The sequence below is a fragment of the Arthrobacter sp. 135MFCol5.1 genome (assembly GCF_000374865.1).
Taxonomy (GTDB): Bacteria; Actinomycetota; Actinomycetes; order Actinomycetales; family Micrococcaceae; genus Arthrobacter.
In genome coordinates this window covers 29,717-41,793 of record NZ_KB895459.1, presented here as the reverse complement: position 1 = coordinate 41,793, position 12,077 = coordinate 29,717, and the positions used below count along the sequence as shown (strand labels likewise).

At 62.5% G+C, this 12,077-nt stretch carries 7 protein-coding genes; 2 read left to right on the top strand and 5 right to left on the bottom strand.

Annotated features, from left to right (window positions below; genetic code table 11):
* Nucleotides 1–92: 92 nt before the first annotated feature.
* Together C563_RS21245 and C563_RS0113010 are read right to left on the bottom strand one after the other, a co-directional pair.
* The gene (locus tag C563_RS21245) at nt 93–866 is read right to left on the bottom strand and encodes an SDR family NAD(P)-dependent oxidoreductase (RefSeq protein WP_018762500.1); all 774 of its coding nucleotides are present in this window, start codon (nt 864–866) and stop codon (nt 93–95) included.
* Nucleotides 867–913: 47 nt separating this feature from the next.
* Nucleotides 914–1,936, bottom strand: a complete 1,023-nt coding sequence (locus C563_RS0113010; RefSeq protein ID WP_018762499.1) for a Gfo/Idh/MocA family protein — start codon at nt 1,934–1,936, stop codon at nt 914–916.
* 673 nt (nt 1,937–2,609) lie between these two features.
* Between C563_RS0113010 and C563_RS0113005 the strand changes: the two genes are divergently transcribed.
* Nucleotides 2,610–3,419 (top strand): SDR family NAD(P)-dependent oxidoreductase, encoded by an 810-nt coding sequence (locus C563_RS0113005; protein WP_018762498.1) that lies wholly within the window; start codon nt 2,610–2,612, stop codon nt 3,417–3,419.
* Nucleotides 3,420–3,440: 21 nt separating this feature from the next.
* Nucleotides 3,441–4,220 (top strand): SDR family oxidoreductase, encoded by a 780-nt coding sequence (locus C563_RS22960; protein WP_081624163.1) that lies wholly within the window; start codon nt 3,441–3,443, stop codon nt 4,218–4,220.
* A 224-nt stretch (nt 4,221–4,444) separates the two neighbouring features.
* On the opposite strand, the gene C563_RS0112995 is transcribed toward C563_RS22960, so the two are convergent.
* The 3 genes from C563_RS0112995 to C563_RS0112985 form a co-directional block, all read right to left on the bottom strand.
* Nucleotides 4,445–6,859, bottom strand: a complete 2,415-nt coding sequence (locus C563_RS0112995; RefSeq protein ID WP_018762496.1) for a glycoside hydrolase family 2 TIM barrel-domain containing protein — start codon at nt 6,857–6,859, stop codon at nt 4,445–4,447.
* Nucleotides 6,860–6,907: 48 nt separating this feature from the next.
* A complete protein-coding gene (locus tag C563_RS0112990; protein ID WP_018762495.1) occupies nt 6,908–9,073 on the bottom strand; it encodes a beta-glucosidase family protein in 2,166 nt (721 codons plus the stop codon).
* A gap of 103 nt (nt 9,074–9,176) precedes the next feature.
* Nucleotides 9,177–11,594, bottom strand: coding sequence for a glycoside hydrolase family 3 N-terminal domain-containing protein (locus C563_RS0112985; protein WP_018762494.1), 2,418 nt, complete (start codon nt 11,592–11,594; stop codon nt 9,177–9,179).
* Nucleotides 11,595–12,077 lie beyond the last annotated feature (483 nt).

Sequence of the window (12,077 nt, the reverse complement as noted above, 5' to 3'; positions counted from 1 at the left end):
CGGTACGCCACGTTTAGGTGCCGACCAGGCGTTCCAGCGGCCCCGGGCCTACCCCGTCCGGGGCCGGTGGTTTCCGCGCACCAGCGCCTCCTTTAAATCGTTCTCCAGGCGCCATCGATGTGGACGAGGGCTCCATTCACCTCACAGCTTTCGTCGCTGAGCAGGAAGCTGATGCACTCGGCAACCTGCACAGCGGTTGGAGCCAGGGACGGAGTCGCCGTCCTTGATGCGCCAAGTCCTTCCAGAAGGCCAGGTGACCGCCACTTTGAATCCCCTGGAAGGGAAGGGCTGGGCACTACTGCGTTGAAGCGCAAGCCCCGGGCGCCAAAAGCCAAGGCCGAGTTCTTAGTCAACCCGAGCACAGCGTATTTCGAGGCGGTGTAGGCAGCCCCCGCCGCGGATTCGATCGATCCTGCCTCGGAAGCGAGGTTTACGACGGACCCCCGGCCACGAGCGAGCATCATTGGCAGAACTGCACGGGTGAGATGCATCGGAGCTGTGACGTTCACATGGAAGACGCGTTCCCACAGCTCATCGTCGATGGCGTGAATGGGGGCGAAGTTATCGACAGCACCGGCGATGTTCGCCAGCCCGTCCACCTGCCCGGCACTAGCAACGGCCGCAGTGACGGTTTCAGTGCTGGCAACATCGCCCGGGACAGGCACCAGGTCCAGGCCGGGATTCTGTGCCACCAGGTAGTCGAGACGTTCCTCGTTGATATCCACGGCTATGACGCGTCCCCCCTGGCTGGCTATATGCAGTGCCGTTGCCTGACCGGTCCCCGCTGCAGCGCCAGTGACGATGATGGTCTTGCCTGCAAACTGTCCCTTGCCGTAAGGCTTTGCGCGATCAGCTGGCGTGTCCACGGTGGCCTCCTGCTGTGGGCTAAGGGTGCTTCGGGCAGCCATGGGGGCTACTTGAGTGCTCTGACAGGGCTGGACGGTCTTACTGGAAGTCCTGCTGCCTCGTAAAGGGCGTCGATTGCCCGCAGCTGGGCAACAGCTTCGCGGGCGCCTGTCTGGACCGCCCCGCCCCGTATTGCATCTCTAAACGCTTCCAACTGGTAGTCGTATGTGGAACGCCGGTCCGGACGTTCCGTACGCGAGCCGGAAATACCTTCTATACGGATTTTTCCGCCCAATTGCGGGTGGGTGGGGGTGCCGACACGCATACGGCCCTTGGAGCCTTGAACTTCGAGTCGCGAGGCCAGCAGGGTCTTGGACCAGAGCGAGGACATCAACGTTGACGTGACTCCCCCGACATGGGTCAGCTGCGCTTCCAGCCGGGCGTCGATGGCTCCCCGCGTCCTTGCAGTGGCCTGTACCTCGCCGGTCTCGCCGAACAAGTCGCGAAGAAGCCTCAACGGGTAGTAGCCGAGGTCGAGCAGACCGCCACCGCCTAGAGCGAAGTTCCACCGTATGTCCCTCCCAGGCGGAATGGGGGCACAGGCGTAGGCATTTGCACCCCAAATTTCCCCCAACTCGCCTGATTCAAGAATCTCGTGCAGTCTTTTCCGCAGCGGGTGGTAGTGCGAGTGGTAAGCCTCCATCAGGACGAAGGAAGACGTGGCAGCAACTGATGCCACTTCCTCCGCAGCCGTTGCGTTGCTTGTAAACGGCTTCTCGCAGAGCACATGTTTTCCCGCATTTAGGGCTTCTACGATCCATTGAGCGTGCAGAGCAGAGGGAAGAGGGATATATACGGCATCGATGTCGGGATCATCCAACAGATGCGCATATGACGAATGCACCCTGGCAATTTCATGTTTGGCCGCGTAACGGGCCGCCCGTTCCGGGACCCGCGCCGCTATGGCAGTTACCTGGATCCCGTCGACCCGTGAACTTGGGCGGAGGAGTGCCTCCTTCACGATGGTGGCCGCTCCCAGCACACCGACGCGGATCGGGTCCTGCGGTGCATTCCGCGACTCTGTCGTCATGTCCGCTCCTTTGGGGGTTTGAGTAGAGGCAGGTGTTAGCGCTTCAGTAATGCTGGACAATCCGCGACACGGGTTGGCCTCGGTCGTGTGCCCCTACATGAGTGACCTTCGTTGATGGAGGTTCACCCGCAGAGGGTCCGACCGACCCCGGCGGCTATGTCGCGCCGCCTGGGGAACCAGTTCCCCACACCGGTCCCGGTCACGGAGGCGGACCCATCAAAGGGCGCATTGGCTCCAGGCGCATCCCAGTCGCTCTGAGATCCTCACGCCCAGTTGGTAATTACATTCTCGGAATCGCCGGCAAGTTTTTCCCATGCGGGAAAAATAGTAGACCCGCCTCCCCGATTTCGTCAATGCCCCGCAGCCCCGGCGGGTGACGAGGGCTCCGCGGCCCACCGTCGGCTCACTGCGTCGGGGGTTGACTTGCGCGGTCAGCGCGGCTAAATTTTCCCCAGCCCGGGAAATATCCGCGTTCCTTCCTGGCGCTGCACCCACTGCTTCAAAAAAGGTAGGCGCAATCTCAGCAACTCCCAGCCAAACCGGCAGCGGCCCGGCTGCGGACGGCTCAGCACAATCGTCCTGGCAGCGTTCTCGAAACCGGGCGCTACGCGACTCAGGAGCGACCACCCGGTCGAAGAGACATGCCCGGGAATCTTCAAAGGGGATTTGATCAATGGAACTAAAGAACAAGGTTTTCGCGGTTACCGGTGGCGGCAACGGCATCGGGCGCGAAGTCGTTCTCGAGCTGCTGCGGCGGGGAGCGCGCGTCGCGGCTGTGGATCTCAATCAGTCCGCTTTGACGGAAACTGCCTCGCGTGCCGGCGCACCCGTCGGCGCACTGTCGCTGCACACCCTGAACATCACGGACCGAGCAGCCGTGCAGACACTCCCGGAACACATTCTCAAGGAGCACAACCAGATAGATGGCCTGATCAACGTCGCCGGGATCATCCACCGGTTTGTTCCCCTCCTGGAACTCTCGATCGAGGAGATTGAACGGGTCATGTCCGTCAACTTCTGGGGCACCGTGTACATGGTCAAGGCGTTCCTTCCCGCGTTGCTCGAACGTCCGACCGCGAGTCTTGTCGACGTCTCCAGCATGGGAGGACTCGTTCCCTCCCCGGGCCAAGGCGCCTATGGGGCAAGTAAGGCTGCCGTGAAGTTGTTCACCGAGACGCTCTACGCGGAACTGCGAGATACCAACATCAACGTCACCGTCGTCTTTCCCGGCGGTGTCGGAACGGACATTCTGGGAAACTCAGGAGTCACCCTCGACACCTCAAAACTGACGCTACCGAATGGGAAACCACCGAAAACTACGTCACCCCAGGATGCTGGACGGCAGATCGTCGACGCGGTGGCGTCCGAATCGTTCCGTGTCCTCATAGGTGCCGACGCGCGCGGCGTTGACCGCCTCGGACGTCTTTCTCCAACCAGGACCATTGACATGGTCGCTGACCGGGTCAAGGCACTGATCGGCTGACAACGGCGGCTCGAACGGGCGGTGGCGGGCCCGCAGAAAGGGTCGGCCGCGTCCACAACCACTCCACATGGAGCTTTGGATGGATACCGCAGCCACCACCGGTTTGAACCTTGTTGCAAAGTCGCCGTCGTTACGGGTGCGACGTTGCGGCAGCTTGGGGTAGGCATTGGCGGAGCCACCGCGCGCATGATGGCGGGGAGGGGGGCAAAGGTGGTTGTCGCGGTCCTCGAAGAAGATGCTGCGCAGGCGTTGGCACAAGAAATCTGTTCCACAGGAGTCGGAGCCGTCGCACAGCCTCTGGACCTTAGTGATCCGGACACTACTAAGGCTTTGTTTGAGCGCGCGGTTTCTGCCTACGGTACCGTCGATATCCTGCACGACAATTCCGCCGCCGTCCTGGCGGAGACACAGCGTCGATCTGGAGATCGACTTATGGGATGCAATATTCGATATCAATGTCCGGGGCTATGCCCTTGCCTACGGTGCCTGCAAGGCGGCGATCAATGCACTCACCGTCTACACTGCAAGTCAGTACGGCAGGGAATCCGATGGAATGCCGTGTGCTCGTGCTTTACGCTGAGCGCTTCAGCCCAGGGTGGAATTGCCGACGATGCACTCGAGATCCTGGGCCGGCATACCCCGACCCCATATCTGGGCACGCCGGGGCACTTGGCGGAGGTTGTCACATTCCTTGCATCCCCCGCCGCTGCCTACATCACCGGCCAGATCATTTCTGTCGATGGCGGGCTTTTGAGCCACCACCCCCAAACGCACGACCAGCTTGTAGCCGCCGGCGCCTGAGGAGAACCCTGCAGCCAATAGGAAGATATTGATTGTGCAAGGGGCCTGGGATCCGGCTGTACCGGATCCCAGGCCCTTATGTTGAGGCTTTGGGTCAGAACCCCTGGTCCTGGCAGGTGGGTGGCGGAGTCCAGGGCATAAGGTCCCGGATCTTCCCGTGCGTCAACGCTAGCGGCGCTGCCTGGTCCTGTTTCCTTGGCCCAGGCAACGCCGCCCGCTGCAGCTTAGATGGCCTTGATGACTGTTTCCACCGTCGCGAATTTTTCAGACTCGATGCTGACCTTGATCTCTCCGGGACCGGTCGGGCGGATAACGGCAAGCGCCTGACCGAGGAAGGTTGTGCAGACCGATGACGCGTAGTCGTCTTCTGATTTTGGATCGGCACTGCCAAGACCCTGGAGGACGCCGTTGCCGCTGACTATCACTGTCACTGCCGTATTGTTCAGAACATCAATGATGCCGGCATTGTCGGCAATACTGATGGTCACGAAAGCGAGGTCGTTGTCGTCGGCGCGGATTTCGGTCCGGTCCGGGGTTGCTGTCAGCCCGGTAGTGGCCGCAGCGGACCGCAGAACTTCGCGGGCTGTCTCCTGACCGTTGCGGTAGGCGACAGCGACGAGCTCACCGGGCTGATAGTCCACCTCGAAAACTGCCATGAACCGGTTTGTCTCCCCGGCCGGGGCGCGGCCAATGGTCTGACCGTTGAGGAGCAGTTCGATTTCCTCGGCGTCGGAGTACACCTCGACAGTCATCGGGGTGCCTTCATAGCCTCCCCAGGTCCAGCTGCTGACGCTGTCACTCCAGGTGTAAAGGGAGGCTTTGAGGCTTTCCTTGTCGGTGATGTCGGGGCGGTGGACTGCGATGAACGGGGTGGTCCGCAACCCCCAGACCACTTCACGCCAGTAGGAGAGCGTACGGCGCTGGCCGGTGACGCCGTGGTCGGCGGTCATGGACAGACGCCAGGGGTAGTTCCCGAAGAAAGCTTCTTCGGCGGGCTTGTCCGCCCCAAGGCCGGCTTCGCCGATGTATTCCCAGGCTGTCCAGCTGAACTCTCCGATGACCTGCGGGTGGCGTTTGACGTAGTCCCATACTTCATCGAGTTTGTTGGGCAGGCCTTCCGTGCCGACCAGCAGCCGCTGAGGGTGCTGTTTCATGTCCAGCTCGTACCTGCCGTAGGCGTAGTTGTAGCCGGGGATGTCCACCTGGGACATCGCTTCTTCAAGCCGCTCTGTAGCGAGGTCGGATGCGACCAGGTCTTTTGTCAGTTCTCCGAAGTCGCGCATGAAGGAGTTGACTCCGCCGGCATCGTCGGCCTGCTGGCCAACCTGGGCTTTGAGGTCGTGGAGGACGGTCATCATGGGGTTGATGGCGTTGGTGACGGGGCGGGTGTCATCGAGGGTCTTGATGAAGTCGACCATGTCCCGACCGTGGATGGCGCCCCAGGTGTTGCCGGTATCGGAGACCTCGTTGCCGATGGAATACATGATGACGCTTGGGTGGTTGTAGTCCCGCTCCAGCATTTCTGTGAGGTCGCGGCGCCACCATTCATTCATGTCTACGCCGTAGCCGAAACCGAGTCCGGAGGAGGTCCAGCCGTCGGTGAACTCGTCGAGGACCAGCATGCCAAGCCTGTCGCAGGCATCGAGCATTGCAGCGCTGATGGGGTTGTGGGCGGAGCGGATGGCGTTGTAGCCCGCCTCTTTGAGGAGTTCAACGCGGCGTTCTTCCGCGCGGGCGATGGTGGCAGCGCCAATCAAGCCATTGTCGTGGTGGATGCAGCCGCCGCGCAATTTCACTGTTTCACCGTTGATTCGCATGCCGTGCCGCACGTCCCACTCCAGCGTTCTGATACCGAAGCTGGTTTCAACGGTTTCGCCAGCGCTGTTGCTGGGTTCCAAACGGGTCCGGCAGGTGTACAGCGACGGGGAGTCGACGCTCCAGCGCTGTGGGGCATCTACGGTGAACTGCTGGCGCAGCCGCGCGGACTCCAGCGGGCGTACCGCAAGGGAAGCCGATTCGGCCGCGACGACCGTGCCGGTCTTGTCCACGAGTTCGGTGACGACCTTGACGGTGTGCAGTTCTTTGGAGTCGTTTTGGAGCTCGGTGATGACCCCGACGACCGCTGTTTCTGCGTCGGCGCTGATGGTGCGGATTTTGACGCCGTTCCGTGCCACGTGCAGGGGCGGGCCGACGAGCAGGTGAGTGTCCCGGTAAATTCCCAGGCCGGAGTACCAGCGGGCGTCGAAGTGGTTGCGGCACTCCACCCGGATTTCGTTGTCGCCGTCGTGCAGGTAGGGGTCGATCCGGACCGAGAAGGGGATGTATCCGTACGGACGCTGGCCGACGAAGGCGTCGTTGACGAAAATCATCGCCCCACGGTAGACGCCGTCGAACTGGATCTCGACCCGCCCTTCCCGGTAGCCCTCCGGCGCGTGGAAGGTCTTGACGTATTCGATGACGTCTTCGCCGTAGTATCCGGTGAGGCCCCCCGGCTGGTTGTCGGCGGAGCGGGGCTGGGAGATGAGCCAGTCGTGGGGCAGCGTGACTGGCACCGGCGCCTGTGCCTGGCCCATGATCTCGAGGAAAGGGCTGGTTTGGCGGCGGACACCCCAGCCGTGATTAAAGGATGTTTTCTGCATCGTTGTTTTCCTTGCGTGTCGTTGTTCCGTCGGTCGTTGACGGGTTGGTCAGGGCAGGTGAAGTGCAGCAGTCGCGGCGTTCGGGTCGCCGGAGAAGGCGCCGGCTTCCAGGGTCGCTTCGGCGTCGGCCCAGGAGAAGTCCCCGTCTGCCCAGCGCTGCAGGGGGCGCAGGGAACCTTCCAGCGTGACGGTGGCGGTTTGGCCTGGTTCCAGGTGGACCGGCGTGAAACCGATCAGAACCCTTGTGGGGAAATCTTCCGCCTTGGTCGTGGCGTAGAGCTGGACGACATGACGGCCGTCGCGGTTGCCGGTGTTGGTAACGCGGACGGAGGCTGCCAAAGACTCCCCGGATACGCCAGTCACGGACAGTTCTGTGGTCTCGAAGCTTGTGTAGGAGAGTCCGTAGCCGAGGGGGAAAGCGGCGGGGTGCCCGTCGCGGTCCAGCAGCCGCTGACCGAACCAGCGGTCATACGTGATGCTGCTGGCATCACGGTCGAAGTACGGCAGGTGTTCCTCTGTGGTGGGGATCGAGTAAGGCAGCCGGCCGCTGGCATCCACTGTGCCGGTCAGTACGTCGGCCAGGGCGTGTCCTCCCTCAACGCCGCTGTACCAGCCGATCAGCAGGGTGGGTACCTGTGAGCGCCAGTCCTCGGTGATGACAGCGCCGGCAGTGACGACTACGACGATGGTGCGCGGATTAGCCTGTGCCGTCGCCTTGATGATGGCCTCGTCGATGGGGCGAAGCCGAAGGCTTGCGCGGTCGCCGCCCTCGGCGGTGCCCATGGCCCCGGCTGCTCCTGACAGGTCTGACGGATCTACACCCTCGGGCAGGGGGGGGAACACGGCGAGGATGGCGGGGTCAGACATGCCTTCCGAACCGATGAACTCGCCTTCGTCCTGCGCCGTGTAGCCGACGACAACGACGGCGATATCAGCTTGGGCTGCAGCTGCTGCGGCTGCGTCGGCATCATCGTCCAGAACGGATAGGATGCTGGCTGCCGGGAGCGCAGTTCTGATGCCGTCCAGGGCAGTCACAACCTCGGGCGAGCGGACGTTTGAGGATCCTTGGTCCCCGGTGTTGGGCAGGTTGGTGAGCCGCCCGATCAGGGCCACGGACGCAATCTCGTCTGCCTTCAGGGGCAGCAGGGGTGTTCCGTCGACGGGCTCGTTCTTTAGTAGCACCATCGATGTGGCGGCGACTTTTCGGGCCAGGGCGCGGTGTTCCTTGCTGAGGATGACGTCGAGGCCAGGTTCCTCGGTGTTCCTGGCCGCGTAATGGGCGAGCTGGGTACGGAGGATGCGTCGCACTGCCCGGTCCACGTGGTCCCAGGTGACGCGGCCGGATTCCAGGTCTGCGGGCAGCCAGTGGGCTCGTTGTTGACGCATGGGCGCCTCGACGTCCAGGCCGGCCTGCAGCGACAGTGCCGCGTCGCGGAGCCCGAAGACGAAGTCGGACAGGGTCACGCCTTCGAATCCCCACTGGCGCCGGAGGATGTCTTCCATGAGGGTTTCGTTTTGGCCGGCCCATTCGCCGTTCACGGAGTTGTAGGAGGTCATAATGCCGTCGACGCCTTCTTCGACGACCCGGCGGAAGTGCGGAAGGAAGACCTCGTGCAGTGCGGCGTCATCGGCCTGAACGTCAACCTTGAAGCGCGCGTTCTCCATCGAGTTCAGGGCGTAATGTTTGGCGATGGCCATCGCGTTCGGGTGGATACCGCGGACGAGGGCGGCGCCGAATTCACCCAGCAGATAGGGGTCTTCACCATAGGTTTCCTGGGCCCGGCCCCAGGCCGGGTGGCGGGGAAGGTTGATGCAAACCCCGCCGAAGAAGTTGGCGCCCTGTGCGCGCATTTCCCGGCCGATGGCGGTTCCGATTTCCTCTTCCAGCTCCGGGTCCCAGGTCGCTCCGCGGGCCATGGAAACGGGAAAGGCGGTGGATTCGCCCATCACGACGCCGCGGGGGCCATCGCTGAACCGCAGTCCGGGGATTCCGAGCCGGGCGATTTCGCCCATGACAATGGGTTTGCGGTTATAGCCTGTGCTCATCTCGGCCAGGCCGGACCAGAACTCGGCGTCGCCGTCGAGGAGCCATAGTTTCTCGTCCTGCGTCAGTTGTCCCAGAAGCTGGTCAACCTCTTCCGACAGGTGGCCGCCGTTGCGGATGCGTGCGACGGCCTCATTGAATGCTTCCGTTTGGGTTGCTGTTGTTGGCATATCTAGTCCTTGGGTTTTCTTGTCTGCCCCCGGTCCTGTGGTGGCGCGCGGACGGGTGCGGAGCACGCGGGTGTCATGCCCGTGTGCCCCGCAGAGTGTGGTGTTAGGAGATGCTGGTTGTGGCGTAGAAGCCGCGGGTTTTCCCATCAATGACGGCGGAGTTCTCGATGTCGAACGACCCCGTCAAGCGGATATCAGCTGAGGAAGCCCCGACGTTGACGGTCATCTGGCCGGCTTCGACCACCCAGCGCATGTCGACGTCAAGGAAGGCGAACTGGTCGGCCCGCATCGTAAAGTGAACGGTTTTTGTTTCCCCGGCTTTGACGAACACCCGGTTGAAGCCTGCCAGTTCCTGAACTGGGCGGACCATGCTGGCGAGGTCGTCACGGACGTAAACCTGGACGACCTCTTCGCCGTCCTGCTGCCCGGTGTTGGTGATATCGCAGGACAGCTGCACCGCGCCGTCGGCTGTAACCGTCGGGGTCAGGTTGAGGTTGGAGTACTCAAAGGTGGTGTAGCTCTTTCCCTCCCCGAAGTGGAACAGGGGGACCTTGGAACCGTCCACGTACCGGTTCATGATCATGGTCCCGGCGCTGCTGAAGCTGTTGCTGCGGCGGTGGGCTGCGTAAAGGGGGATCTGGCCGGCGTCCCGGACCGCCGTCATCGGCAGACGTCCCGCAGGGTTGTAGTCGCCGAAAAGTACGTCAGCCAGTGCCTGGCCTCCGGTTTCACCCGGGAACCAGTTTTCGATGATGGCCGGGAAGTGTTCGGCGACGTAGACGCTGGAGAGAGGTTTGGCGTCCATGTGCACCATGACAGCGGGGGTGCCGGTCTCGAAGATGCGCTGGGCAAGTTCTTCCTGGATCCCGGGAAGGCCGACGTTGGCGGTGTCGATCCCTTCACCGGAGGTGCAGGAACTGCCCCAGCCGTACTTACCGCCGAGGGTCAGAATGACAACGTCCGCGTCCTTGGCGGCGGCAACAGCAGCATCGAAACCCGTGCGGTTGGTGCCGGCAATGTCGCAGCCCTTTTCGTACACCACTTCGGCTTCGGGGCACTTGTCCTGGATAGAAGCGACAATAGTTGGTGTTTTGTGCCCCAGCGCACCTTGAAGCGCGTGCTCCACCGCTGCGGGCTCCGAGCGGACGTCGCTGCCCTCAAAGAGCGGCGCCAGCGGGGGCTGTTCATATGAGGCAGTCAATTCAGGAAGGTCGAGCATTCCCGCCATTTCCGACATGGTCCCGCTCATTGCCAGATCGATTGAAGCCGGGTAGGTGTAGCAGCCGAAGAACAGGCGCAAAGAGTTGGCGTGAGGGCCGATAACGGCGATCTTCTTCGTAGCCTTGTTCAGCGGAAGAAGCCCTTCATTTTTCAGCAGAACGATCGATTCGCGCGCCGCCTTCAGGCTGTGCGCCTTGGTGGATTCCGGCTCGTAGGCGGCTGCGATCATTTCTTTGCGTGCTGCGTTGTCTTCAAGGAGGCCGAGGTTAGCTTTAAGGGTCAGCATGCGGCGTACCGCGCGGTCGATGAAACGCTCTTCGAGCTCGCCGCGCCTGACTGCCTCGACCAAGCCGTCAGTGAAGCCGTAGGGCGTGGGCAATTCAACATCGAGCCCGGCTTTGAGTGCCTTAATGCCACCGTCGGTGGGGTCTGCTCCGACGTTCAGGTCGACGGCGAGGTTAATGGACATGTAGTCGGAAACGACCAGGCCTTCGAAGCCCATTTCTTCGCGCAGCAGATCATCGAGGATGTGCTTTGAGGCAATGATGAGTTCGCCATCGATGGTGCCGTAGGAATTCATAATGCCAGCGAGGTTGGCCTCGGTAATGGCAGCCTGAAACGGCTTGGCGTAGACCTCGCGGAGCTCGCGCGGAGAAATCGGGTTGGATGTCATGTTCAGACCGCCCTCCCCGAGGCCGAAGCCGAGAAAGTGCTTTCCGGTGGCGGCCACGCCGTCGGCAAGGTTCTGCCCCTGCAGGCCCTTCACGAAGGCAACGCTCATGGCAGCGCACAACGTGGGGTCCTCGCCGTAGGTCTCGCCCACCCGGCCCCAGCGGGGATCCCGGGCGACGTCCATGATGGGGGACAGCGCCTGGCGAACCCCAACGGAGAGCATCTGCTCACGGACGATGTCGGTCATGCCTTCGACCGTGTCCGGTTGCCACGTGGCCCCCAGCCCGATCGCCGAGGGAAATACTGTCCCTCCAAGTCCCGTCCAGCCTGAGACAGCCTCGCCATGGAGCAACGGCGGCACTGACAGGTCGGTTTTGGCCACCACGGCGTCCTGGACCTGGTCGTAGTGGTCGGCGTCGGCCTCGATGGATACCCCGGTGCTGATGCTTCCCGAAGCGCCCAGACCGTGGGGGAACTTAGCCAGACCTGCGTCGAGGTGGCCTGTGATGGGGATGGTGCACTGGAGCTGGGCGACCTTCTGCTCCAGGGTCATGCGCGAGATGAGGTCTTCGACCTGGTCTGCGACGGGAACCGCCACATCAGGGGTTGACAGTACTTGGTTTTTCACTGGGTCTCCTATTCCGCCAGCCCGCGACACCGCGGGCGTGGCAAGAGGGGGGTCAGTCCCTCAACGCTTTACTGGTGTGCCTGACGACGCCGGAACAAAGCTGGTCTGCGGTGCAGACCCGTGGGTCTGCAGGCTGTCCTCGCCACGGTTGTCCTTCACCGTTGAAGCAAGCCGCTGGTGTTCCCACCGCGGCGCCCGTTTTTTCCCGGGGTGGGAAAAACCCTAGATGGCCCAGCAGTGTGAGTCAAGTCGCACGCCAAAGTCAGCGTGCGGCATCGCATGGCGGGAGCTTGTCCTGGCGGTCAGGCCGGGCAGCAGAAGCAGTGCGCGGGTCAGCGCAAGGGCCGACATGTCCAGTGATACACGATGGGGTGACCGGAGGGAACGTGGGCAGCAAACAGACTTTCCCTTGAAGAACCCCGCCGTGCAGGCGCAGTCAGGAGAAGGCGGAGGTCGACAAAAGTCACGCGTGGAACCAGCAGT